Annotated in this window: 21 protein-coding genes and 1 pseudogene; 2 read left to right on the top strand and 20 right to left on the bottom strand. The window is 60.5% G+C overall.

From position 1 onward, the window contains the following. Nucleotides 1-31 precede the first annotated feature (31 nt). The 8 genes from DKK74_RS05955 to DKK74_RS05990 form a co-directional block, all read right to left on the bottom strand. The gene (locus DKK74_RS05955; RefSeq protein ID WP_110413227.1) at nt 32-994 is read right to left on the bottom strand and encodes a hypothetical protein; all 963 of its coding nucleotides are present in this window, start codon (nt 992-994) and stop codon (nt 32-34) included. Further along, nucleotides 991-1,851: an ATP-binding cassette domain-containing protein gene (locus tag DKK74_RS05960; protein ID WP_110413228.1), complete on the bottom strand. Its 861-nt coding sequence runs from the start codon at nt 1,849-1,851 to the stop codon at nt 991-993. Before DKK74_RS05960 ends, DKK74_RS05955 begins: the two co-directional genes overlap by 4 nt. Continuing rightward, nucleotides 1,848-2,213, bottom strand: a complete 366-nt coding sequence (locus DKK74_RS05965; RefSeq protein WP_045924708.1) for a GntR family transcriptional regulator — start codon at nt 2,211-2,213, stop codon at nt 1,848-1,850. Before DKK74_RS05965 ends, DKK74_RS05960 begins: the two co-directional genes overlap by 4 nt. A gap of 244 nt (nt 2,214-2,457) precedes the next feature. Further along, entirely contained in the window at nt 2,458-3,306 is an 849-nt protein-coding gene (locus DKK74_RS05970; RefSeq protein WP_110413229.1) for an ABC transporter ATP-binding protein, read from the bottom strand. Next, nucleotides 3,293-4,087, bottom strand: coding sequence for an ABC transporter ATP-binding protein (locus DKK74_RS05975; protein ID WP_110413230.1), 795 nt, complete (start codon nt 4,085-4,087; stop codon nt 3,293-3,295). Before DKK74_RS05975 ends, DKK74_RS05970 begins: the two co-directional genes overlap by 14 nt. Continuing rightward, nucleotides 4,071-5,024, bottom strand: coding sequence for an ABC transporter permease (locus tag DKK74_RS05980; RefSeq protein WP_181414946.1), 954 nt, complete (start codon nt 5,022-5,024; stop codon nt 4,071-4,073). Before DKK74_RS05980 ends, DKK74_RS05975 begins: the two co-directional genes overlap by 17 nt. 98 nt (nt 5,025-5,122) lie before the next feature. Continuing rightward, a complete protein-coding gene (locus DKK74_RS05985; RefSeq protein ID WP_110413315.1) occupies nt 5,123-6,100 on the bottom strand; it encodes an ABC transporter permease in 978 nt (325 codons plus the stop codon). 2 nt (nt 6,101-6,102) lie between these two features. After that, the gene (locus DKK74_RS05990) at nt 6,103-7,695 is read right to left on the bottom strand and encodes an ABC transporter substrate-binding protein (RefSeq protein ID WP_181414947.1); all 1,593 of its coding nucleotides are present in this window, start codon (nt 7,693-7,695) and stop codon (nt 6,103-6,105) included. A gap of 199 nt (nt 7,696-7,894) precedes the next feature. Between DKK74_RS05990 and DKK74_RS05995 the strand changes: the two genes are divergently transcribed. Next, nucleotides 7,895-8,692, top strand: coding sequence for a type III pantothenate kinase (locus DKK74_RS05995; protein ID WP_110413233.1), 798 nt, complete (start codon nt 7,895-7,897; stop codon nt 8,690-8,692). Here the strand turns inward: DKK74_RS05995 and DKK74_RS06000 are convergent. The 12 genes and pseudogenes from DKK74_RS06000 to DKK74_RS08840 form a co-directional block, all read right to left on the bottom strand. Continuing rightward, nucleotides 8,649-10,751: a beta-galactosidase gene (locus DKK74_RS06000; RefSeq protein WP_110413234.1), complete on the bottom strand. Its 2,103-nt coding sequence runs from the start codon at nt 10,749-10,751 to the stop codon at nt 8,649-8,651. The two genes, DKK74_RS05995 and DKK74_RS06000, sit on opposite strands and share 44 nt — an antisense overlap. A gap of 110 nt (nt 10,752-10,861) precedes the next feature. Further along, nucleotides 10,862-11,614, bottom strand: a complete 753-nt coding sequence (locus tag DKK74_RS06005; RefSeq protein WP_110413235.1) for a pseudouridine synthase — start codon at nt 11,612-11,614, stop codon at nt 10,862-10,864. A gap of 9 nt (nt 11,615-11,623) precedes the next feature. Further along, nucleotides 11,624-13,516 (bottom strand): glutamine--fructose-6-phosphate transaminase (isomerizing), encoded by a 1,893-nt coding sequence (glmS, locus tag DKK74_RS06010; protein ID WP_110413316.1) that lies wholly within the window; start codon nt 13,514-13,516, stop codon nt 11,624-11,626. Nucleotides 13,517-13,603: 87 nt separating this feature from the next. Beyond that, nucleotides 13,604-14,416 carry an amino acid ABC transporter ATP-binding protein gene (locus DKK74_RS06015; protein WP_110413236.1) on the bottom strand — a complete coding sequence of 271 codons (813 nt, stop codon included), beginning with the start codon at nt 14,414-14,416 and terminating at the stop codon, nt 13,604-13,606. A 16-nt stretch (nt 14,417-14,432) separates the two neighbouring features. Beyond that, the gene (locus DKK74_RS06020) at nt 14,433-15,407 is read right to left on the bottom strand and encodes an amino acid ABC transporter permease (RefSeq protein WP_110413237.1); all 975 of its coding nucleotides are present in this window, start codon (nt 15,405-15,407) and stop codon (nt 14,433-14,435) included. Nucleotides 15,408-15,514: 107 nt separating this feature from the next. Beyond that, nucleotides 15,515-16,453, bottom strand: a complete 939-nt coding sequence (locus DKK74_RS06025) for an ABC transporter substrate-binding protein (protein ID WP_046323203.1) — start codon at nt 16,451-16,453, stop codon at nt 15,515-15,517. A gap of 288 nt (nt 16,454-16,741) precedes the next feature. Then, a complete protein-coding gene (gene smpB, locus DKK74_RS06030) occupies nt 16,742-17,218 on the bottom strand; it encodes an SsrA-binding protein SmpB (protein ID WP_110413238.1) in 477 nt (158 codons plus the stop codon). 92 nt (nt 17,219-17,310) lie between these two features. Then, a complete protein-coding gene (locus DKK74_RS06035) occupies nt 17,311-18,732 on the bottom strand; it encodes a CHAP domain-containing protein (protein ID WP_110413239.1) in 1,422 nt (473 codons plus the stop codon). Nucleotides 18,733-18,816: 84 nt separating this feature from the next. After that, a complete protein-coding gene (gene ftsX, locus DKK74_RS06040; protein WP_110413240.1) occupies nt 18,817-19,740 on the bottom strand; it encodes a permease-like cell division protein FtsX in 924 nt (307 codons plus the stop codon). A gap of 791 nt (nt 19,741-20,531) precedes the next feature. Then, nucleotides 20,532-21,563 (bottom strand): annotated as a pseudogene (ftsE, locus tag DKK74_RS06045) (cell division ATP-binding protein FtsE); the annotation flags it as partial. 97 nt (nt 21,564-21,660) lie between these two features. Continuing rightward, entirely contained in the window at nt 21,661-22,794 is a 1,134-nt protein-coding gene (gene prfB, locus DKK74_RS06050; protein ID WP_110413241.1) for a peptide chain release factor 2, read from the bottom strand. A gap of 106 nt (nt 22,795-22,900) precedes the next feature. After that, on the bottom strand, nt 22,901-23,032 hold the full coding sequence (locus DKK74_RS08840; protein ID WP_258334471.1) for a hypothetical protein: 132 nt from the start codon (nt 23,030-23,032) through the stop codon (nt 22,901-22,903). Nucleotides 23,033-23,178: 146 nt separating this feature from the next. On the opposite strand from DKK74_RS08840, the gene dapD reads away from it, so the two are divergent. Beyond that, the gene (gene dapD, locus DKK74_RS06055; protein ID WP_110413242.1) at nt 23,179-24,138 is read left to right on the top strand and encodes a 2,3,4,5-tetrahydropyridine-2,6-dicarboxylate N-succinyltransferase; all 960 of its coding nucleotides are present in this window, start codon (nt 23,179-23,181) and stop codon (nt 24,136-24,138) included. Nucleotides 24,139-24,141 lie beyond the last annotated feature (3 nt).

Genomic DNA, 24,141 nt, shown 5'->3' on the forward strand with positions numbered 1-24,141 from the left:
ATCGTCGCTGGAATTCTTAGCTATCCTGCCACTAACCCAGAATGCTGAGCCCCTGAATAGCTGGTAGCTGCCGACGGCTGGTGAGCCAGTAGCTGAACAGGATGCATATGGCGGAGAAGACTAACGTGAAGACCACTTGGGGCCAGAGTAAATATATGGTGACGTACCCCCATAAATCAACATTCATGAAGGGGCTTAAGGTCTTGTACATCCAATGGCCGCGCATAAGGTTGATCATCTGAACCGCCGTTTGCTGCCACCCCCAGAAATTCCAGCCGGAAATCGAATGCCAGAAACCGACACAGATCAACAGCCCCACCAGCAGCAGGCATCCGCCTTTTCGATCAAGATGGGCGGCGAGGTCACCCAGCACCTGGCCAAGCAAAACGAAGGCTATCTGCACCATAAAGACATGCAGCGCCAGAGCCAGCCAACGGGACGGCTGCTGAGCATACGACCAGTTAAAACATGACACACTCCAGGGATCAAGAGTTATCCTCCAAGGCGAACAGCCCTGCACGAGTAACCTTTGGTAGCTTTCCGTAAAGGGCATCCATCCTATTTGGCCTAGGCTGCTGATAATCGCGACCACGATCATGAAAGTGGTTGTCGCCAGGGCCATGACCACATTGGAGATGATCTGGGTCCATGCGATTGTAGAACGAGTCACAGCGTTGGAGATCAGGGGCCGGAAAGTCGTCAGTGAGCAGACGAAGGCGGTAGCCATGAGCACCATTTCGGTGAACAGACCGGTGAACCCGGAGCTCAAGGGGATGAATCCCATAACACCCAGAGTGAGGACGAGAGCCCAAATCAAAAAGACGATCAGCCTCGGCATCACCTGTACGCGCAGAGCCATCCGGGTCTGCACCGCAGGCGACAGGAAACTCTTGATTCGGGCCCACCCTTCAGCTGGTCCAGCATCCAGGTCGGGGCTTTCTGGCCCCAGCTTGGTCTTCGTCCGCACTGCCCCCGCAACTTGCGTGTTATTCATTGTGCCGCTCCTTCCGTTATCTGGACGAAGTAGGTCTGCAGATCCATTGGGGCGACAATAAGCCCCTTGGGCTGCTCGTCGGGCACTGGCCCCTCGAAGCTGACGCGCAGCAGGTCGCCGATGCGCTGCCTGCTCAGCAGCTGTGGGTCGCCCTGGGCAAGGTAGCCCTCCACGTCACGCGGACGGCCAGTGACAGTGGTCCCCAGGGCAGACAGATCATCCACGCTGAAAGATCGCAGGACCCGCCCCTGGTCGATGATCGTGGCGCGGGAGATGAGCTGGCTGACCTCGTTGATGATATGGGTGGCGATGATCATGGTCGGTCCGCGGTGCTGATAGGCCTCCAGAACGAAGGAGTAGATCCTCTCCCTGGCCGCCGCATCCATTCCTGTCGTCGGTTCATCCAGAATGAGGTATTCCACAGGCAGGCAGAGTCCGATGACGTCCTTGACCACCTGACGCTGCCCCATGGAGAGGGAAGCAAAAGTGTCAGTCAGCCTCAATGCGAAGCTCTTAAGAATACGCTCAGCCAAGTGCCAGTCGAAATCACCGTAAAACCCCTCGGCCATGGCAAATGCCTGTCTAATGCGCCGTCGGGATGGATAGGGCCAGGTTTCGTTGACCAAAGCCACTCGGCGAACGATTCTTGAGTCGCTGACCAGATCGCTTCCATCCAGGTGGATCAGCCCCTGGTCAGGAAGTGCCCTGCCCGCCATCAGATTGCACAGGGTGGACTTGCCGGCCCCGTTCCGCCCGAAGAGTCCGTATATCTTGCCGGGCTCAAAGCAGAGCGAGATCTCATCCAAGGCCTTCAGCTTTCCGTATGATTTGTCCACCTTGGAAACTGTCAGACTCATTGGTAGACCCTTTCTATGATGGCGTCCAAGTCCTCACGGGATACGTCCAGAGCCTTGGCTTCTTCGACCAGATCCTGGAACCTTCCGTTCAGGAGTTCCCTCCTGCGACGCTCACGAACGCTTCGGCCCGCACCGACAGTGACAAACATGCCCAGCCCCCGCCGTTTCTCCAGAAGGCCACGGTCGACCAGCAGGTTCATCCCCTTGAGGACTGTGGCCGGGTTGATCTGGTAGGCAGTCGAGATTTCCGTGGTGCTGGGAATCCTTTCACCATCGGCGACCAGTCCCTCGGCTATGGCTTCGGTCAATCGGTCTGCCACCTTCACGAAAACGGGCCGACCATCCGGTATTTCGATCGCCATCGTTTGACCGCCTTGTCTGCCTTGATTCGAGGCCTCGAATTAGGACCTGTATTGCTGTTTATTACTTAGTTACTTGAGTAACTAACCAACAGTCTACGATTTGCTCTTCTAACCGTCAAATCAGATGCAGTCGTAATCCGCCCGTTTGCTCGCGCATATGCTCCCGCCGCCCTCCTTCATCCCGGCTAGGACGGGCATGTCCTCATGTAATTCCGCTTGCCAGAATGCCGGATAAATCCGGTACCTACAGGGTCGCAGCTGCCAGTAACTGCCGGGTATAGGACTGCTTGGGATGATTGAGAATGGCTTTCACCGGCCCCTCTTCCACCACCTTGCCTCGGACGAGCACCATGACCCTGTCCGCGATATGCTGGACCACGCCCAGATCATGGGAGATGATGATCATGGACATGCCATTTGACGGATCGGCCTGCTGCCTGGACTGGGCCATGATGGATTGAAGGGTATGGAGAATCCCTACGCGCGCCGAAACGTCGATGGCGCTCATAGGCTCATCAGCCAAGAGTATCCGAGGCTTGACGATCAGAGCCCGGGCTATGGCCGCTCGCTGGGCCTGGCCTCCGGACAGATCCGAGGGATAGGCCGTCATGAGCCTGTTTGGGTCAAGCTGAACCGCTGACAAGACCTTGACCACCTGATCGGCAAGACCCGTCCCGTCCTGACGACGATGCCATAGGTGCCCACTCTCCCTGCGTCTGGCAGCCAGAAGAGGCTCAGCAACTGAACGACCGATGGTCCACCGGGGATCCAGGGAGGCAAAGGGATTCTGAAAGACCAGAGCAGAGTCCCGGGCAAGCGCCTTGGCGACCGATGAACCATGCAGAACTGGTCTGCCCTCGTATGCCACCTGTCCCGCATCAGGCCTCAACTGGCCAAGGAGCAAACGGGAAAGCGTGGTCTTCCCTGAACCAGACTCTCCTATGATCGCCAGACACTCCCCCGGCAGGAGTGAAACATCGATTCCGTCAACCGCGGCCTTTCGAGCCATGCCGCTGCCAGTGGAGGCATAGACCTTGGTCAGACCCTTTCCGGTCAGGATCGGATCGGCCTGTGCACCGTCAGTCAGCCTCATGCTTGCCTCCATCTGCGCTCAGCGTCAACTCTCTGGCCGCTCTCACCAGAGTCCTGCCCTGCGGACTGAATGGGTCGCGCAGAATGCTCTGCGTCTGCCCGCTTTCCACCACTCGGCCCGCGTCAAGGATGTAGCAGTAATCAGCAACCCGGGCCAGGACGGAGAAGTCATGGGTGATGAACAGGAGGGAGGCCCCGCTCTGGTCGACTAGGGAGACCAGCAGGTCAACAATCTGCCGCTGGGTGATGGCATCCAGGGCTGTGGTGGGCTCGTCTGCCAGTATCAGTCTGGGCTTGGTGACGAGGGCCGTGGCTATAGCCGCCCGCTGCTGCTGACCCCCGGACAGCTCATGCGGGTAGGAGCCAGCCAGATCCGCACCCAACCCGACCTGTTGCAATATCTCCATGACCCGTCTGCGCCTTTCCTGGGCGCTCAGGCGATAGTGGCGGCGAAGAGGGAGCTCCACCTGGTCGTAAATCTTCTTTACCGGGTTCAGGGCTGTAGAAGGATTCTGAAAGACCATACCCATCCGAGAACCGCGCAGGTCCGCCAGGGACCGGTCATCAGAACCGAGAATTTGAAGCCCATCCACCAGAATGGATCCCGAAAGGGAGGCCGTCAAAGGTGCTGTGCCCAGGACGCTGCGGGCGATCATCGATTTTCCGGAGCCCGAGGAGCCGATCAGGCCGACCCGTTGGCCATCCGCCACCCTGAGGTTCACCCTGTCAAGAATGCTGCGTCCATTGATGGACAGGCTCAGGCCGTCAATATTCAGCGACATCATTGCCTCCCTCGCCTGCGTAAATTGCATTCTCGACAAGATGATCGGAATCATCTAATTGCGCTGAAACTGCCTGAGGCGCAGGTTGAAGAGCAGACCGTCCGGCGGCAGCCACGGCGGCCCTGAGCCTGGAGTTGGTGACCGGATCGATGGCATCACACAGGGCATCCCCGAACAGGTTCAGCGCTACCACCACCATGGTGACCACCAAGCCGGGCCAGAGCACGGTCAGCGGGAAGACGTTGATGAACTTGACAGAGGTGGTCAGTGAGTGCCCCCAAGAGGGTAGGCCAGAGGGGACACCCACCCCTAGGTAGGTCAACCCTGCCTCGGCCAGAACGGAGGTCCCTGCTGACATGGAAAGCTGCACGCAAAGGACAGGAATGACATTGGGCACCAGGTGGGTGCAGAAGATTCTGAAGGACCCGATCCCGCTGTGCCGGGCGGATTGCACGTAGTCAGACTCTGCCACCAGAAGCGCCTGGGGCCGTACGATCCGGGCCAGATTGAGTCCGTAGCCGAACCCACAGGCCACGACGACCACGGCAATGCTGGGTCCCAGGGGAACAGCCAGGATCAGGGCCAGCAGAACTGTGGGCAGGGAAATCAGAGCGTCGACCAGGACTACGACCGTCTGCGATACTCCTGAACGGCGCGAGACCATAGCCATGACCAGAAGGAGTCCCAATACGCCTGACAGGACGACCGCCAGAAGACTGATGGCCAGGTTGGTGGCTGACCCCGCCATCAGCCAAGAGAGAATGTCTGCCCCGGTGCCGTCCGTTCCCAGAAGGTGGGCACGGCTGGGTGCCCGCCAGATCCGGTACCCGTCGGTGGTCCAAATAGGGACCGGGGTCCAGAATCTGGAAACCAGAGAGACCAAGATCCAAATGGCCAGGACAATCAGCGAGTATCGCCCTGAGACCTTGCGCCACATGCTGGCCAGCACCACCCGTATCCGTCCGAAGAATCCCAGTCGGCCGGGAAAGGGTGCTTTCAATCCCAAACGAGGCCTGTCTACATGCTCCCAGCTCATCAGTCAGTCGCCTCCTGCCTGGCCGCACCTCGAAAACGCGGATCGATCAGCCTATGGATAACGTCCACCAGCAGTCCCAGGGAGAGGAAGAAAGCCGCCAGAAGAAGCAGCTCGGACTGAACGGCCGGAAGATCCCGGTTGCCCACATCGGTGATCAGCATGGAGCCCAGTCCCGGAAGGGCGAACAGGTTCTCGCTGACCATGACACCCGTAATCATCTCAGCCATGGTCAACCCGACCACCGAAACCAGCTGGGGGGAAGCCAGCCGCAAACCGATGCGTAGGGCAGCCTGGGTCCGAGTCATCCCGCAGGCCATGCCCATGTCCACATACCCCGAAGAGAGCATGTCGCCTAATAAAGAGCGGGTATATCGCATGATGCCGGCGCCTACGATGATGCCGGTGGACAGAGCGGGCAGAATTAAGGCCGCCAGAGCCTGCCCCGGCTGGGCCCAGCCGGGAGCAGGAAAGCCCTGGGAGGGCAGCAGGCCAATCAAGCCGCTGCCTTTGGCAAAGAGCATGATCAGCAGCAGTCCTGACCAGAGGGCCGGTACGGATCCGCCCACGATGGCTGCCATGTGGCTGAAGGACTGCATCCGCGGCGAGCGCGCCAGAGCCGCCGCACAGCCCAGGGGAATGCCCAGCAGCAGAGCCACACACAGGCCCAAAAGAATCAGCGGGAAGGTGATCTGGGCCCGGATGCCCACCTGGGAGGCGATGGAACGGTTGGTCAGAATGGACCTGCCCAGGTCCCCTTTCAGAAAGTCGCTGATCCAATCCAGATACTGCCTTGGGTAGGAGCGGTCCAGACCCATCTGCCGACGGAGCCGGTCGACACGCTCGGGCGGGGCATCCAGTCCGGCCATGACGGCGGCCACATCCCCGGGCAAGATGCGCAGGGCCAGGAAGATCAGCAGGGAGATGCCCATCAACGCCAAAACGAAGAGCACCAGACGCCGAATCAGGAATCTGACCATGGTCATCCCCGCCTATAAGTCACGTCGGACAGGGGCATGAGGGACTGGTTCAGATCGACCGGGAAGCCCTCCAACCCTGTCCGCCAGGCCGTGGTCACCCGGTAGTTGAAGAGCCAGTCCGCCGCCGCATCGCTGCTGACGATCCGGGCGGCCTGAGCCAGGCGCCTGTTGGAATCATCGGCAGAGGTCGTGGCCATGGCCTGCCTATAAAGCTCCTGAACCTGACGATTGTCATAGTTGTAGTAGTAGCCAGGATTGGCCCACTGATGGAAGTCGTGGCTCTCGCCATGATCCACCAGAGACAGGTCATAGTCCTTGTTGGCATGTACGTCCTGCAGCCATACCGAAAACTCCACCACCCTCACATCCAGGTCAATGCCCACCTGGCGCAGCTGCGAGCGCAGCTGATCACCCAACTCGCTGCCGTAGGTGTTGGCATAGGTCAACCGCAGCTTGAGAGGGTGGTCGGGACCATACCCGGCCTGGGCCAGGAGCCTCCGTGCCTGCTCCGGATCGTGGGGGTAAAGACCGGTCAAATCCTGATAGCCGGGATCCAGAGAGGGTATGGGTCCGCCCAAGGCCCTGTCCGATCCGCCTCGGGAGGCAATCAGCTGCCGATGGTCAATGGCATGGCGGATGGCCTGCCGCACCCGTGGGTCGGATGTAGCGGCACCCTTGCCATTCATGGCTAGGACGTACTTGTCGGTGTCGTCGCCCGCCTTGACCTGGAAGTCGGGGCTGTTGCGGAATGGGCTGGCCAGGTTCTCGGTGACCGGAGCCAGCACCTGCACATCCCCGCTGCGCAGGGCGTTGACGGCGGCGTTGTCGTCATTGAGGTAGCGGATGACGATGGTTGGCGTCTTAGGCTTGTCGCTCCCCCAGTAGTGCGGATCGGCCTTGAGCGTGACCGAGTCGTTTGGGCGGAAGCTTTCCAACAGATATGGGCCGGAACCCACGGCCTGGGTCTTCATGTCGTAATGGGCCCGCCGGTCAAAGACCAGGCCAGCCCGGCCGCTCAGCTGCCAGAGCAGGTCCTGGTAGGGTCTGGACAGCGTCAGACGCACCGTCAGCGGATCCGTGGCCTCAACGCCCTGGAAACCTTCCAGCATCTCGCTACCCTGATAGTGGCCTGCCATAAGCCCGCGTATGGAGTCGACCACGTCCTGGGCCCGAAGAGCATGATTGTTGGAAAAACGGATGCCCTCATGCAGGTGGAAGGTGTAGACCAGCCCGTCCTCGGAGACATTCCAGGTCCTGGCCAGGCCCGGACGCACCCGGTTCCGGGAATCCCGTGACACCAGGCCCTGATAGACGTTGCCGATCAGAAGCTGATCCAGCGCCGTGCCCGACTGGTTGCGGATGTCCAGATTGGTGGGAGCCAGCTTGAGCCCCACCGTGACTGTATCGGCCACGGTTCCGCCTCCAGCCTGTCCGGAGGCTCCACGATGCCCGGTCCACAGGGAGAAAGCCAAGGCCAAGGCCAACAGGAGACTGAGCAGCTTCCAGGGCAAGGTGTTGCCGCCCGACCTCATGGGCCTAATCCTGGCATTAAGTTCGGGGTCAGTGCTGGGGCCTGGCTCCTGGGCCGTATCCATATCTGCTGCGGTCACGCTGCCATGAACATGCGTGCCGTGTCGATCTGCATTCATTGACGAATCCTTATGCTGCGGTTGACCGCCATTCTGGTCGATCACCGCCCACCAGCATACTCCCCGAAGCCATCACTCAGGCTTATGCGCTTAGGATGGATTCGAAAAGCGCCACGCGCCCCGACGACGGCAGGGAGGAAGAGACATGCTGCTGGCCATCGACATCGGCAACACCAACATCGAGGTCGGATTCATGGAGGGCGACCAGGTCGCCGCCTCCTACAGACTGACCACCAGAATCGACCACACGGCCGACGAGTTCGGGCTTCTGCTGGGGCAGCTCATGGCCTTGGCCGGCTACAAGACTTCGGATGTTCAGGACGCCATCATCTCCTCGGTGGCTCCTGCGGTCATGCATGCCGTCAGGTCCTGCCTGATCCGTTTCTTTTCCATCGACCCCATGGTGGTAGGCCCCGGCGTGAAGACAGGCATGAACATCCGTTTGGACGACCCGCGTTCCCTGGGCGCCGACTGCTTGGCCGACTGCGTAGGCGCATTCAACCGCTACGGAGGGCCGGTCTTGGTCATCGACTTTGGCACTGCCACCACCTTCAACTATGTGGATGCCAAGGGCGCCATCCGCTCCGGCCTGATCGTGCCGGGTATCCGCTCGGGGGCCCAGGCCCTTGCCGGCCAGACCGCCCAGCTGCCCCAAGTGGAAATCACCCGTCCTCAGACCATCATGGCCACGGGTACCAAAACGGCCATGCAGGCCGGGCTCTACTACAACTTCCTGGGCGGCCTGGAGCGGATCATCCGTCAGTACCGCAGCGAGATAGGCCGAGACTTCCACGTGGTGGCCACGGGCGGCATGGGTCGCACCTTCTCACAGGACACTGACCTGATCGAGGTCTACGATCCCGAGCTGATCTTCACCGGCATGTACAGGATTCACCAGCTCAATGCCGATGGCCGACCACACGCTGCACCAGCGCGCCATTGACCTGCAGAATGGCCTGTTTGCCGTCCTTGTCGATGCCGGTCAGCGAGCCCACCAGGACCTGGCCCTCCACCTGAACCTGCACCGGATGTCTGGTGCGATTAAACAGAAAGACAAAGCGCGTCCGATCATCCTGACTGACTCGCTCAACTCTCAACAGATCGGGGTCGCCCTGAGCCGACCTCATATCGGCAACGTCCAAGGCCTCTAACAAGGCAGGAAGGACCTTGGCCAGACCCTGGGCGTCCAGACGGCAACCCAGATAGGCGGCCTTGCCATGGCCCCAGTCATGGACGGTCATGGCCGGCATGCCATCCATCCCCGTCCAGGGATCAGCCCGGTAGCTTGCCAGGACCTTGGTGCCCTTGTCCAAGTGGCCGATGACATCGGCCCAATCGTGGGCCGCGACCCCGTTGGTCAGGTCCAGGTGGTCCAGCAGACCAGGCGTGCCGGGGACCATGGGTGCGAACTCCTCGATCGACAGCCCTAGCAGGTCCCGGAGCGGCCCCGGATACCCACCGGTCCAGACGCGGTCCTGTTCGTCGGCGATACCGCTGCCCCAGGTGACGATCAGCCGCCCTCCACTATGTACATACTTGTGGAGCCGTTTGGAGAGATCAGCGTCGATCAGGTAGAGGGATGGCAGGACCACTAGCGGGTACTCCTCCCAGGCAGCCCTGACCGGCAGGACATCAGGCCGGATGGCGTTGTCCAGAAAGGCTCGGTACCAGACCGGCGGCTCCTGACCATGCTCGACCCGATCGCTGGGCGAGGACGCGTGGGAGCTGGCCCACTGGCTTGCGTAGTCGAAGACCAGGGCCAATGGGGCCCTGGCCAGCGTGCTACCCGCCAGACCGGCCTGTGAGAGCCCCTGCAGGTCCTCTCCCAATTGGCAGACATCACGGAAGACGGCCGTGTCCTCGCCGGCGTGAGGCAGCATGGCCGAGTGGAACTTTTCCGCGCCAGCACGGGACTGTCTCCACTGGAAGTAGCAGATGGCATCAGCACCGAGTGCCAGGTGAGCCAGGGAATCGCGCTCCAGTTGTCCGGGCTCCTTGCGGGGATTGACCGGCCGCCAGTTGACCGCCGATGTGGCCTGTTCCATAAGCCACCAGGGACGTCGGCGGGCGATGGCATCCACCAGGCTGGAGGAATAGGCCAGCTCCTCCAGGTGATCCCTGCCTGGCGTCGCGTAGTGGTCATTGGCCACAAAGTCCACCTGGTCGCCCCAGTCGTCGTAGTCCAGGGTAAATCCGCCGGCGCTGACCATGAAGTTGGTGGTCAAAGGTATATCCGGGGTAATCTCAGCCAGGGTGTCACGCTCAGCCATGTAGAAATCCTTGAGGGCGTCGGAGCTGAACCGCTCGAAGTCCAGCATGCGTCCCGGATTCTGGAAATTCCCCTGACCGATGAAACGCGGCGGCAGAATCTGTGAGAAGTCACTCAGCCTCTGCGACCAGAAATCCGTGCCCCAGGCCCGGTTGACGGCCTCGATGTCCTTGTAACGGTGGCGGCACCAACGCTGGAAGGCCCTCATGGCATCGTCGGAATAGTCGAAACGATTGTGACAGCCATATTCGTTGCCCACATGCCAGGCCACCAGGTAAGGGTTATCCCGGTAGTGCTCGGCCATGGCCCGGCAGAGCTTCAAGGCATAGGAGCGGAAGATCGGCGAAGTGGGCCGCCAGTGCTGCCGGGCCCCGGGCCAGACCGTGTCACCTCGCTCGTCCCTGAGCAGGACTTCGGGATGGGCCTGGGTCAGCCAGAGCGGCGGGGAGGCCGTGGCCGAGGCCAGGTTGACCCCGATGTCCGCCCGACCGAGCCTGTCAATGATCCGGTCCAGCCAATCAAAGTCGAAAACGCCCTCGCTGGGCTCAATGCGCGACCAGGAGAAGACTGCCAGGGCCACCACGTTGACCCCTGCCTTAGTCATCAGCCTGATATCTTCATCCCAGACATCCTCGGGCCACTGGTCGGGGTTGTAGTCGCATCCGTACCAGAGGGACTGCTGACCCTTGAGATGCTTGGGCCATCGATAGGCCCGCCGTGTCGGTTTGCTCATGGGTAGAACCTCCTGGTCCGTCTTGATCCTCGGACGGGGATGCCTGCCGCGTCCACGTCGCCCCGCAGCTCCGGGATCCCCTGACCATTATGTCCCGCCAGGCTGACTGTTCAGGCTTCTTCTTGAGAATCCAAGGGAACAGAGGAGGTGAAGGTGCGCTTAACCCCCGTGAAGGGGTCAGTGAATTCCAGACGACGGGCCACCAATTGCAAAGGCCGGGGGAAGTCGTCATAGGCACGAGTCTGAATCCGGGGGTAGAGATCGTCGCCCACTATGGGCAGGCCCAAAGAGCTCATATGCACCCGAAGCTGATGGGTCTTGCCTGTCTGCGGATAGAGCGTGTAGGTGGCCAGACATCCCTGGCCCGTAGTCAGTTCGATCCCGGTAATGGCATTGACGGGCCCGCGCTCCTCCCAGGCCTGGAGAACCCCTCGGCGTTTGATCACCCGGGAGCGGCGCTCTAATGGGAAGACCCGGGGCGGAGCCAGGTGTCGCACAGTGCCGGTCCGCGGACGAACCATGGGTCGCACCGGCGCCAGACACTGGTAGACCTTGCGCACGCGATGCTCCTGGAAGAGCATCTGGTAGGCCCGCCTGGCAGCCGGATCGCGCACCAGAACCAGCACGCCCGCAGTGGCCCTGTCAAGCCTGTGAGCGGGTATGATGTCGGGCTCCCCGTAGAGCTTTCGTATTTTGATCAACACGGTTTCCGCGTGCCACATCCCCCTAGGCATAGTAGCCAGGAAGTGGGGCTTGTCGACCACAATGATGCGACGGTCCTCATAGATGACTTTGGGCTCGAAGGGGATCTGCGGCTCCTCCAGAACGATCCGATGCCCCCGCTGCTCGGACCCGACGACCACGGACAGCCTCTATTCCACAGTGACCGACTTGGCCAGATTGCGGGGCTTGTCCACATCCAGGCCCTTGAGCCGGGCCATGTCCAGGGCGAACAGCTGCAGGGGCACTACATCAACCAGGGGGCTTAGCAAGGTCGGGCAGGGCGGCCTCCAAAAGACTACATCGGCATAGCGGTCGGCGTCCGGGTCGCCCTCCTCAGCCACGACGATGGTGAAGGCACCGCGGGCCTTGACCTCTTCGATGGCCGAGATGACCTTGTCATGCAGCACGTTGCGGCCCCGGGCGCTGGGGACGATGACCACCACAGGCTCCCCCGGCTCCACCAGGGCGATGGGCCCGTGCTTGAGCTCGCCGGCGGCAAACCCCTCGGTGAAGATGTAGGCGATCTCCTTGAGCTTGAGCGCCCCTTCCAGAGCCACCGGATAGCCCACATGCCGCCCCAGGAAGAGGAAGGAACGGGCCTTGGACATGCACTGAGCCGTCTGCTCGATGACCTCGGCCTGCCCATCCAGCACTTTCTGGATCTTGGCAGGCATGGCCTTAAGGCTGTCGATGGTCTGGTGGATCTCGTCTCGATACATGGTTCCCTTGACCTGGGCCAGGTAGAGCCCCAGCAGGTAAGCCGCTACGATCTGGGCCAGGAAAGCCTTGGTGGAGGCCACAGCCACCTCGGGACCAGCGTGCGTGTAGAGCACGGCATCGGACTCCCTGGGGATGGTGGACCCCTGGGTGTTGCAGATGGCCAGAACCCGGGAACCCTGCTCCCTTGCATGCCGGAGCGCCATCAGCGTGTCCATGGTCTCCCCGGACTGGGAAATGGCCACGACCAGGGTGCGCGGGGTCAGAATGGGATCACGGTAGCGGAACTCATGGGCCAGCTCGACCTCCACCGGAATGCGAACCCAGTGCTCGATGGCGTACTTGGCCACCAGCCCCGCATAAGAGGCCGTCCCGCAAGCTACGACAATGATCTTATCGATCTGACGGAAGACCTCCTCATCGATGTGGACCTCGTCCAGATCCAGGTCGCCCGACTCGTCGTACCGGCCCAGCAGGGTGTTGGAAACCGCCGCCGGATCCTCGTGGATCTCCTTGTCCATGAAGGAGTCCCACCCGCCCTTTTCGGCGGCCGATGCATCCCAGTCGATGGTATAGCGGCGGGGATGCTCCACCGGATGCCCTTGGAAGTCGGTGACCAAGACCTGGTCCGCGCTGATGCAGACAGCCTGGTCCTGCCCCAACTCCATAGCCTGACGGGTATAGGCCACGAAGGCCGCTACATCGGAGCCCAGGTAGTTCTCTCCGTCCCCAAGGCCGACCACCAGCGGTGAATCGTGTCGGATGCCCACCACCAGATCGGGCTGCCGTGAATCCACAGCCAGGATGGTGAAAGCCCCTTTGAGCATGCGGGCCAGCCGCCTGATGGCCTCGAAGATGTCGGGCTGGCCAGTGGCATCGATAATCTCCTGGGCGATCTTGCCTAGAAGCTTGGCAGCCACCTCGGTGTCCGTGGAGGATACGAAAGTGTAACCTTCGGTCTCCAAGTCCAGCCGCAGCCTGGAGGCGTTCTCGATGATCCCGTTGTGGATCAGCGCGACCTTGCCGTCACGGCTGATGTGGGGATGGGCGTTGACGTCAGTGGGTTCGCCATTGGTGGCCCAACGGGTGTGCCCGATGCCCACAGTGGCCTCGGGCATGGGCTTGGCCTTCAGATCTGCAACCAGATTGCCCAGGCGCCCGGCCTTCTTGCGCACGGCCACCCGCGCCATCCCAGGGGCAGCCATGGCCACTCCGGCCGAGTCATAACCACGGTACTCCAAGCGTTCCAGACCCTTGAGGCAGACCTCCAAGGGCCTGCCACAGGCCGTCCGTACTGATCCCGCATAACCGACGATTCCGCACATGGGCCCCAGTCTAGCCATGGGAGCTCGGCCACCGACCATCCAGAAGGCTTCTTGCCGGAATTTCTACAACCTGAACAGTGCCTGCTTCTAGAGCACGGTATGCAGGAACTCAGTGAACCGCTCGGTGTGAGGATGGTCGATGATGTCAGGGCCTCCCTGCTCCACCACGACACCCTGGTCCATGAAGACGATCTGCTCGGCCACCTCGCGGGCGAAGCCCATCTCATGGGTGACCACCACCATGGTCATACCCTGTTCAGCAACCTGCCGCATGACCCCTAGAACCTCCCCCACCAGCTCCGGATCCAGGGCTGAGGTGGGCTCGTCAAAGAGCATGATGTCAGGGTGCATGGCCAAGGCCCGCGCGATGGCCACACGCTGCTGCTGGCCGCCGGAGAGCTGAGCGGGATAGTAGTCCATCCTGTCCTCGAGCCCTACACGTTCCAGCTGGGCCTGAGCCTCCTTACGGGCATCGATCTTGGGAACCCTACCCACATGGACCGGCGCCTCCATGACGTTCTCCAAGGCAGTCATATGAGGGAAGAGGTTGAAACGCTGAAAGACCATGCCGATCTTGGAGCGCTGCCTGGCAATGGCCTTATCGTCCAGTGTCTGCAGCACGGGGCCCTTGCCGGTGTCGACCTTCCGGTAACCGGTCAGTTCGCCGTCCACGTAGATTTCGCCGGCTGTACGGGTCTCCAACTGGTTGATCAGCCGCAACAACGTTGACTTGCCTGAGCCGGAAGGTCCTAGAACAGCCGTTACCGTGCCGGGCATGACCTCCAGGTTGATTCCCCGCAGCACATGCTGATCGCCGAATACCTTGTGCACATTCCTGATGACGATGGCCGGATCCTTACCGCCTTGACCGTCTTTCCTGGTCAGCCTGTCCTCGTCCATGATTCTCCTTCTGCCCTCAGGCGTTCAGTCCGGCCATCATGACCTTGTTGACCTTGTCCGTCTCTTGACGGGTTTGTGGGTCCTCGCCATCCTTGCCGTCCTTGGTCCCCGACCCGGCCAAAGGCCGTGAGTCGAAGCCTTTGCCGTAGTGCTTCTCCAGCTGAGCCTGGAGGACCATCAGAATGGAGGTGATGACCAAGTACCAGATGCAGGCCACAATCAGCAGCGGGATGGTCTTGTAGATGCGGTTGGCGATGGCGTTGGTGGCGAACTGGAGCTCCAGGGTGAAGGGCACGGCAAGAGCTAAGGATGTGGTCTTAAGCATGCCGATGGTCTCATTGCCGGTAGGCGGCACAATGATGCGCATGGCCTGGGGCAGGACGATTCGCCGCATGATCATGGACGGGGGCATGCCCAGAGCCTTGGCGGCCTCCTCCTGGCCGGGATCCACAGCCTCGATGCCGGCACGGACGATTTCGGAAAGATAGGCGGCCTCGTTCAGTCCCAAGCCCAGAACCGTAGCCACGGTGGCGTTCAGCACAGTCTTGGTGTCGATGCTCCAGAATTCAGGCCCGAAGGGGATGCCGATGGCCAGCTTAGGAATCAACACGGAAAGCAGGCCCCAGAAGACCAGCTGGGTGTACACAGGAGTGCCACGGAAGAACCAGATGAAGAACCAGCTGACCCAGCGCAGCACCGGATTGGATGACTTGCGCATGACCGCCAGGATGATGGCCAGGATTGTAGCCAGGACCATGGCGTAGACGGTCAGCAGAAGGGTCCACTTGATGCCGTCAAGGACGTGCTCGTTGAAAAGATACTTCCAGACCGTGGGCCAATCAAAATTGGGATTGGTCACCATGCCATGGATCAGCATGGCCACGAAAATGGCTACGATGACCGCAGCCACGATAGGCCCTGGCTTGCGCACCGGCCTGGCATGTATTCTCCCGGGGATCTGAATCTGGTCCGTCCCCTTCTTGGTATGCATCTCCTGCTTCCTTCCGCACCGCTGAACTTATTTCGGCTTAGCCCATTGGCTGAATCACCTGCTTAGGCGCGGGTCGCCCGATGTGACGACCCGCGCCTGGCCTTGCCTCAATCAGAGACCGCAGGGTTGATCTCAGCCTTTTCGACCGCGCCGCTCTGAACGCCCCAGTTCTTGAGGATCTTGGTGTAGACGCCGTCATCGATCAGCTTCTGAAGAGCCGCCTGGGTGGCCTCGGCCATGCCGCTGCCCTTCTTCAGTGCGGCGCCTTGAAGGACGATGTCGGTATCCTTGCCCAGCTTCTCCAGCTGTCCATCGGTCTGCTTGATGGCATACCCGGTCACCTGGGAGTCGGCGTAGAAAACGTCGATCTTGCCGTTGACCACTGCCGTGGCGGCATCAGTCTGCTGCTTGTAAGACTGAACATCCACCGGCTTCTTGCCCTTGGCCTTGCACTCGGCCGAGATCTTGTCGGCAGCCTGCTGCTCTTCGATGGTCCCAGTCTGTACTCCGACCTTGACGCCGCAGATGTCGTCGGGATTGATCTTTGAGGGGTTGCCCTTCTTGACGGCAAAGGCCGTACCCGCCTTGAAAGTGGTGACGAAGTCGACCGACTGCATCCGCTCCTTGGTGATGGTGAAGCTGGAGATGCCAGCATCATACTTGCTGCCGATGGCTGGGATGATGGTATCGAAGGAGGCGCTGACCATCTCCCCCTTGAGTCCCATGACCTTGGCAATGGCGTTCGACAGGTCCACGTCATAGCCAATGGGGGTCTTCCCGTCCTCATTCATGAACTCGCCAGGCGCATATGAGGTCTCCATGCCCACAGTCAGCTTCCCGTCCTTGGAAACCGACTCAGGCACCTTGGCCGCAATGGCAGGATCCTTCTTGATGCCGCTGACGTCAAAAGCCGCTGGATGTGAGCTTGTGGTGGCCTTGCCCGATGCACTACTGGTGTCCGCCTCATCGGTGGTTCCACAGGCTCCGATGGAGGCCAGCAGGGTAACGCTCAGAGCCGCCGCCAACACCGCCTTGATCTTGCCCATGTCTTCTCCTCTTCCGGACCGCCCAGAAGCGACCCCTCATTGCTCTTGATTTTCTCTTGGTTGACATGCACTATTATGCACATATTTGTATTTTTATGCACACAGAATTAGGTTAACTCTATATTGCAAACTGCATATTCTGGTGTTTTTTGGCTCTATAGCAAGCCAAAGGCGCTATCGGGGATTGTCTGGTGCCACCCGCCCCGGGCGTGTCGAATCTGTATAGAGCAGAGACCGATCAACGGGCGACTCTTAGTCTTTAGGAGTTTTGGATGTTTATCTGAGAGCTCAGCCGCGCCGGTTGCGGTAACGCATGGCCCTTTGGGCCTCGCGGCGATCCTGCTCCTCCCGCAGAGACTGGCGCTTGTCGTACTCGCGCTTGCCTCGGGCCACAGCGATCTCTACCTTGACCCTGCCGTCCTTGAAGTACAGGCTCAAGGGGACGATGGTATAACCTTTCGCCTGAATCTGCCGCTCCAAGCGAACGATCTGCTTGGCGTGGAGGAGCAGCTTACGCTTGCGCTTGGGAGCGTGGTTGTTCCAGGTGCCATTGAGGTATTCAGGAATATTGGCGTTCTCCAACCAGACCTCGTGCCGCCGGTCAATGCTAACGAACGACTCGGCCAGAGAAGCACGCCCCTCGCGCAGAGACTTTACCTCAGTCCCCGTCAGCGCGATGCCGGCCTCATACCGATCCTCAATCTGGTAGTCATGACGGGCCCTGCGATTCTGGGCGATCATCGACGTGCCGGTTTCCTTAGCCATAATATCCTCCTCTCGATCGCGCCAAGGAGGCTACCGGGCACTCCGGACAGCGATAACACCGTTCCAAGCGGCGGACTTGGCCCGCATCGGCATCAGTAGTGAATGTATTGGTAGTTGCCCGCACCATAGACCGTCTCATAGGTAGGGAAGGAGGCGAAGCCAGTACCCCCTTCGGAGATGAGCACCGATCCATCCGCATTGACCCGCTCGACCACAGCCACGTGACCATAGGACCAGTCGGCGTTCCAATTGGTGACCCGCTGGCCTCGGGCGAAGACCATGACAGCACCAACGTGGGGGGTGTTATTGACCAGATAGCCCAGGCCGCGAGCTGTACCGGCCCACTCCGCACCGTTGCCCATATAGGAACCCACAGGCAGAGCCAGCTGCGAACGGCGTATATAAGCCCAAAGTGTGCATTGCCGAGCAGGATAGGCGCTACCGCCCACTGAGTTGCCAGTGTTGTGGCCATAGCAAAATCCGGAACCGGAAGGGCAGCTGCCAGGCACTGCATAATTCATGCCGGAGGCGCCACCACCACCGTTGCCTTTACCGCTATTGCCACCGCCGCCATTGTTGCTGGGCGGGGTAGGCCGTGGAGCGGGTGATGGACGGGAGCCACCACCACTGCTTATCTGCTGGGCTCCGCCAGCGTGCGGGTCGGCGCTGCCGCCTGGATTGCCGGTGTTCAAAGAGTCGATCATTGATTCAGTCGCCACGATATCTGCAGCCTCTCGGGCCGACTGTGTGGTCAGGGCAGCCTTTTGACTTTCCAACTGCTTGCGTGCTGCGGTCCCCTGGTCACGCAAGGCCTGCAGGTGATCCTGCTTGGCCTGCGCCGCCGCTACAGCCTGCTGGGCTATCGCCTGCTGCTGATCAGCCTTGGCCTTCAGCGTGCTGATCTGCTCCTCGATGGCCTGCAGACGCTGCTTACGATTCATGGAGGAGTTGAGGGTATTGGCTGCATCGTTGGCCGTATTGGCTTCGGACCTGGTTACAGCCGCATCGGACTGCATCTTGTCTACGAAGTCCTGGGCGCTTGAAGACTTGGTCACCACATCCATGATCTGAGAAGTCTCGGACCCGTGAAAGCTCTTTCTTGCCATCTGAGCCACGCCAGCCTTGGCATCATCATAATCAAGGCCTGTCTGACGTATTTTGGCTTCCAGGTCGGCACGATCCTTGCGGGCAGCATCCAGGCGGTCATTGGTGGCCTGGACCAGGCTGTCCGCCTGCTCGGCCTTTTGCTGAGCATCGATGGCACTCTGCTGTGCAGCCGGAATCTGATTAGAAGTCAGGTCATCAAGACTCAGTATCTGGTTGGCGAGTTGGGCGCTGACACCAGCCAGCTTGCTCTTCAGGGCCGCGTGGTTCTGGACTTTCTGCTGGTAGCTGCTCCAGTCGGCCCGCGCCGGTTCGGGCGCTACGGTCAGCCCGAGGATCCCGCCACCTAGCATCATGGCCAATGACCCCACGAGGCCGCAGATAGCCTCCCACCGTTTGGTACGATTCATGGTCAAGTTCCTCACTATCAATTCCATGCTAGTCATCATTATGACAGAGATTGCACCCCCGATTGATTGGCCAGTCGCCGCGGATCATGTACGCAAATACCGTCGCAAGGAGATGGAGGAGGCCAGCGCGGACAAGAGCATGGCCCCCAGGATCAACATAGGGGCTATGAACAAGACCGTGGACTGATCCACGTAGGGCATCCATTGAACCGTGCGAGCCAGCCAGTCGGTAATGAAGAGCTTGACGATGGCGCTCAGTGCTCCGACAGCCAGAAGCGAACCCAGCAGGGAGGCCACCACGCCTTCCAAAATGAAGGGCAGCCGGATGGTCCAGTTGGAGGCTCCCACCAGCCTCATGATCTCCGTCTCGTTCCGACGGGAGGCGGCGCTCATTCTGATGGTGGTGCCGGTCAGCAGAATGGCCACAATCACCATGACCACAGCCAGGACCAGAGTGACCGCCGTGGCCCTGTTGAGAATTTTGAAGACCGGGTCGAATATCTGACGCTGGTCGGAGACCTCTTCTACGCCATCGCGTCCAGACAACACCTCGGAGACCACCTGGTACTTAGTCGGATCCTTGAGCTTGAGCCGCAGAGAGGCCTGCATGTCTGCCGCGGTCATGGTCCTTCCCTCGTAGGTGCCGTCAGGGTACTGCTTGAGGAAGGTGTTCTTGAAGAAGTCCTCGCGGCTCTGGTAGGTGATCTTGGCCACGGAGTCGCTGAGCTCGGTATTGATTGTGTTCTCCAGCTTGACGATTTCGTCATTGGTGGGCGCCTTGCCGGTCGCGCATGAGGCCGCCTGGCTGGTGCCGTCCGGGCAGAGCCAGACCACCACCTCCACCTGGTCGTACCAGTCTCCCTTGGCCTTGCTGATCTGAGCCTGCATGAGGCCCGAGGCACCTATGAACAGGAAGGAGATGAAGGTGACCAGCATGACCGAGAGGATCATGGACCCGTTGCGGCGCAGGTTGTCCCAGGTGCTGGAAAGGATGAACCGCAGTCTCATCGTGCCGCCTTCTTCTCGTCATCATGCTCATCCCGAGCCTGTGCGTCATTCTTTCCTTGGGACTTCCTAGTATCCTTGGAAGCTTCAGGCGGAGCAGGAGGGGCCGGCGGAGCCTCCATGGACTCGACGCCATGACGGTTTTCGCCCGTCGAGACCTTTTTATTGGGCCCGCGCTTGTTGGATGCTCGTTTTGAGGATTTCGTTCCGTCCTGCTTTATCTGACCTCTATCCTGATTGGATTTGCCGGTCGGCTCGGCTGGACTGGAACGATAAGACTTCGAGGGCTGATCGGACCTCTTGAGCCGTTGTTCAGGATCAGAAGCCTTGGAGGAGGAGTTCTTTATCGACTGGCGGTCCTTGGCCGTATCATCCTTCTTAGGCTGACCATGACCGTCTCGTTTATCCTCCTGTCCACGGTTCCGATTGCGATCACTGCCTCGTTTCCTGTCATGCCTCCGACGATCCGAATCCTCGGCCTGCCGATCCTGGGGTCTGCTTTCAGCGGTCGACTTAGGCTCGGCATCCTCCGAACCCGGGGCTGGCTTCCAGGATTTGCGAGAAGCTGTATGCTCTGTCCGGGAGTGATTGTCAGACTCATCACGATCAGTTCCTGCCTTGTCGTGACCTCTGCCACTGGAACCGTCGCTCGATTGATCTGATCGATTCTGGCTGCCTTGAGCCATAGGCCTGCGGAATCGCTCATCCGACTCAGAGTCTTTCCCTCGATCGTACTGTCCTGCAGCCGCATCTTCATGCTGATTGGAATCTTCCTGCGTGGACTCAAGACTGCCCAGACCCTTGCCCCAGGTCAGGGTGTCCTCCACCGAGGTGAAGACCTTTCCATAGCGTCCGGTTCTCCCCGAATGCATGGACTTGGCTAGACGCGCGATTCCCTCATCGCCGTACTGACCCTGGTTGACGGCCTGTGCCACCGCTTGGACCACCTGCTTGGCCCCCTTGGTTCCATCCCCGATGGGCCCGGTGGCCGAGCTGTTCCCATCCTGCCCGACGATCTGCACCGGACGGCGCCCTGCAACTCCAGCCTCGCGTGCACGGTCCAGGGCATCGCCGTCGTTGGGATCCCCGATGGCGTGATGAGAACGCGCCGCAACCTCAGCATCTGGGAAGAATCGCGAAGAATCGTAGGAGCCATGGGCTTCGTCGCGCACAATCCGACCCGTATGCAACTCCACCACCCTCTTACGCATAGAATTGACGATTTCCTCGTTGTGGGTGGCCATGACCACGGTAGTGCCGGTCCTGTTGATGGCGTCCAAGACCTCCATGATGCCCAGGGAGGTGGTGGGATCAAGATTGCCGGTAGGCTCATCCGCCAGCAGAATTTCCGGGTTGTTTACGTAAGCCCGGGCCAGAGCCACTCGCTGGGCCTCGCCGCCGGAAAGCTCATGGGGGTAGTTGTGCTCCTTGCCAGTCAAACCCACAGTCTTGAGCACCTGAGGCACCAGAGTCTTGATAGTGGAGCGACGGGCGCCGATAACCTCCAGTGTGAAGGCTACGTTCTGCCATACGGTCTTGTTATTGAGCAGTTTGTAATCCTGAAAAACGAAACCGATGGAACGCCGATACCCTGGGATCTCGCGATTACGCAGACGTCTTAGGTCGTTGCCAGCCACACGGATCTCCCCCTCGGTGGCCTCCTCCTCGCGCAGGAGCAGACGCAGCAGTGTGGTCTTGCCCGATCCGCTGGCGCCCACCAGAAAGACGAAATCCCCACGATTAACATCCAGACTGATGTCATCCAAGGCTGGACGGGACCCCTTGGGGTAAATCTTGGTCACGTCCTTGAGCGAAATCAACGCCATTGACACTCCGTTCCTCGGTATTCACCTACAGAGGCTATCAAGAAGACTGACACTACTCACTCATGAAACACCGACCAAGCAGCGGCCGGATGAAGCTCTACTTGCTGGCTTCCTCCTCGCGAGCCTGGACCCGCTGTTGGTGCCGCCAACGGATACCGGCCTCGATGAAGGCATCAATGTCACCGTCGAAGACCCCCTGGGTGTCGGAGGTCTCGTATCCGGTGCGCAGATCCTTGACCATCTGGTAGGGATGCAGCACGTAGGAACGCATCTGGTCCCCCCAGCTTGCCTTGATGTCGCCAGCCAGCTCCTTCTTCTTCTTGGCCTCCTCCTCGTGTCGCAGAACCAGCAGCCGGGACTGCAAAACAGCCATGGCGGCCGCGCGGTTCTGGATCTGGCTACGCTCATCCTGCATAGTGACCACGATGTTGGTCGGCAGGTGAGTGATGCGCACGGCCGAATAGGTGGTGTTGACTCCCTGGCCCCCCGGGCCGGAGGAGCAGTAGGTGTCCACTCGGATGTCCGAGTCGGGAATGTCGATGTGGTCGGTGGGTTCTACCAGAGGGATGACCTCGACGGCTGCGAAAGAAGTCTGCCGCCTGCCCTGGTTGTCAAAAGGCGAGATCCGCACCAGACGATGGGTGCCGCCCTCCACCGACAGACGGCCGTAGGCGTAAGGAGCGTCCACCTGGAAGGTGGCCGACTTGATGCCGGCCTCCTCCGCGTAGGAGGTGTCCATGACCTTGGTGGAGAAGCCGTGCCTCTCAGCCCATCGCATGTACATACGCAGGAGCATCTGGGCCCAATCGGCCGCGTCCACCCCGCCGGCGCCTGAGCGGATGGTGACCACGGCGGCGCGCTCGTCATACTCGCCGTCCAGCAGGGTCTGAATCTCCATGTCAGCCAGATCGGACCTCAAAGAGTCGATCTCCTTGCGGGCTTCCACCAGAGTGTCCTGATCGTGCTCCTCCTGGCCCAGCTCCTCCAGTGCCTGGACATCGTCCAGCCGGGAGGATGCGGACTCCAGATGCTTGAGCTGGGATTGCAAGGCCGAGAGCCTACTGGTCACTTTCTGGGCGTTCTCCTGATTGTCCCAGAGTCCTGGCGCACTGGCCTGACGCTCCAGATCAGCAATACGCGAGCGCAAACCCTCCGGATCCAGCGCCTTGGAAATCATCTCGTACTTGGCCCTTGCCTGCTCCAATGCTTGAGCAAAATCCATCTCTGCCATACCGTCTCACCACTTTCCAGACCGGCTCCACACAATCCGGCCGTCATCTTCATTCCTATTTGCCTTTGCCTGTGACGGCCGGATTCCCCCGACCGGACGGGCCGGGTCAAAGGCCGCTGAAGATGGCAGGGATGACAAGACTAGCCAGCAACGCCACGGCGATGACCAGGCAGACCGCCCTGGCCGTATTGCGGCGCCGATGCTCCCGACGCTCCCGCTCATGACTGTAAGCACTCATAGTTGGTAATTTTATCTATCGGCTGGGACCTGGCTGGCAATGATCCAGACCCGGCTGTCGGACGGACAGTCTCTGTTTGAGTGTCGACCGGTTTATCCTATAAGACAACTTATGTCAATACGACTGCACCGTCTGAAGGAGGAACGATGAGCACATCACGCACCGCATGGGGTTGGGGCCTGGCCAGCCAGGACGAGCAGGGCCGGACCTTGGACGTCTGGTACCCGAAGGCCGAGATCTCGACGCCGCCAACCCCGGCGAACCGTCCCAACCACGACTTCGGTGACCAAGTCCACAACCAGCCCGACGCACGCGGCATCCGCCGGGTGCCAGTCTTCACCGTTGCCGATCTGGATGACACGATAGCGGATGCCGCCGATGCCTATCTGCGGCTTCATCTGCTCAGCATGCGTCTGACCCCGCCCAACAGCATGAACCTTGATGGAATCTTCGAACAGCTGACCACGGTGGTCTGGACCAACTACGGACCCTTTGCTGTGGAAGACTTCGCCCTGCGCAGGTCAGATGTTATGGCTGCAGCCAGCCGGTCCATGCCGGGCATGCCTGTTACGCAGGTAACGGTGCTGAGCGTGGACAAGTTCCCCCGCATGGTGGATTACGTGGTTCCCGAGGGGGTACGCATCGGCAACGCTGACCGGATTCGGCTCGGCGCCCATCTTGCTCCGGGAACGACAGTCATGCATGAGGGCTTCGTCAACTTCAACGCCGGGACCCTAGGCCACTCCATGGTCGAAGGCCGGATCTCCCAGGGGGTTGTGGTCGGCGACGGTTCGGACATCGGCGGCGGAGCCTCCATCATGGGCACCTTGTCCGGCGGAGGCCGCCATCGGGTCTCCATCGGCCAACACTCGTTGCTGGGAGCCAATGCCGGCATCGGCATCTCCCTAGGCGACGACTGCGTGGTCGAAGCCGGGCTTTACGTCACCGCCGGCACCAAGATCGGTCTGGGCGACCAAGTGGTCAAAGGGGCGGAACTGAGCGGACGGGATCATCTGCTCTTCATCCGCGACTCCCGCACCGGCCAGGTCAGAGCCCTGCCCCGCAAGAAGGGCATCGAGCTGAACGAGCGGCTGCACGCCAACTGAGCC

Origin of the sequence: Bifidobacterium asteroides (assembly GCF_003202755.1) — a bacterium.
Lineage (GTDB): Bacteria > Actinomycetota > Actinomycetes > Actinomycetales > Bifidobacteriaceae > Bombiscardovia > Bombiscardovia asteroides_F.

Coding starts and splice junctions, on each gene's coding strand:
- DKK74_RS06035 (WP_110413239.1), bottom strand. CDS start 18,732: ATGAATCGTACCAAACGGTGGGAGGCTATCTGCGGCCTCGTGGGGTCA.
- glmS (WP_110413316.1), bottom strand. CDS start 13,516: ATGTGCGGAATCGTCGGTTATGCGGGATCAGTACGGACGGCCTGTGGC.
- DKK74_RS05955 (WP_110413227.1), bottom strand. CDS start 994: ATGAATAACACGCAAGTTGCGGGGGCAGTGCGGACGAAGACCAAGCTG.
- DKK74_RS05990 (WP_181414947.1), bottom strand. CDS start 7,695: ATGGATACGGCCCAGGAGCCAGGCCCCAGCACTGACCCCGAACTTAAT.
- dapD (WP_110413242.1), top strand. CDS start 23,179: ATGAGCACATCACGCACCGCATGGGGTTGGGGCCTGGCCAGCCAGGAC.
- prfB (WP_110413241.1), bottom strand. CDS start 22,794: ATGGCAGAGATGGATTTTGCTCAAGCATTGGAGCAGGCAAGGGCCAAG.
- DKK74_RS05985 (WP_110413315.1), bottom strand. CDS start 6,100: ATGGTCAGATTCCTGATTCGGCGTCTGGTGCTCTTCGTTTTGGCGTTG.
- DKK74_RS06020 (WP_110413237.1), bottom strand. CDS start 15,407: ATGCATACCAAGAAGGGGACGGACCAGATTCAGATCCCCGGGAGAATA.
- DKK74_RS06015 (WP_110413236.1), bottom strand. CDS start 14,416: ATGGACGAGGACAGGCTGACCAGGAAAGACGGTCAAGGCGGTAAGGAT.
- DKK74_RS05965 (WP_045924708.1), bottom strand. CDS start 2,213: ATGGCGATCGAAATACCGGATGGTCGGCCCGTTTTCGTGAAGGTGGCA.
- DKK74_RS05995 (WP_110413233.1), top strand. CDS start 7,895: ATGCTGCTGGCCATCGACATCGGCAACACCAACATCGAGGTCGGATTC.
- DKK74_RS05970 (WP_110413229.1), bottom strand. CDS start 3,306: ATGAGGCTGACTGACGGTGCACAGGCCGATCCGATCCTGACCGGAAAG.
- DKK74_RS05980 (WP_181414946.1), bottom strand. CDS start 5,024: ATGTGGCGCAAGGTCTCAGGGCGATACTCGCTGATTGTCCTGGCCATT.
- DKK74_RS06025 (WP_046323203.1), bottom strand. CDS start 16,453: ATGGGCAAGATCAAGGCGGTGTTGGCGGCGGCTCTGAGCGTTACCCTG.
- ftsX (WP_110413240.1), bottom strand. CDS start 19,740: ATGAGACTGCGGTTCATCCTTTCCAGCACCTGGGACAACCTGCGCCGC.
- smpB (WP_110413238.1), bottom strand. CDS start 17,218: ATGGCTAAGGAAACCGGCACGTCGATGATCGCCCAGAATCGCAGGGCC.
- DKK74_RS05975 (WP_110413230.1), bottom strand. CDS start 4,087: ATGTCGCTGAATATTGACGGCCTGAGCCTGTCCATCAATGGACGCAGC.
- DKK74_RS05960 (WP_110413228.1), bottom strand. CDS start 1,851: ATGAGTCTGACAGTTTCCAAGGTGGACAAATCATACGGAAAGCTGAAG.
- DKK74_RS08840 (WP_258334471.1), bottom strand. CDS start 23,032: ATGAGTGCTTACAGTCATGAGCGGGAGCGTCGGGAGCATCGGCGCCGC.
- DKK74_RS06000 (WP_110413234.1), bottom strand. CDS start 10,751: ATGAGCAAACCGACACGGCGGGCCTATCGATGGCCCAAGCATCTCAAG.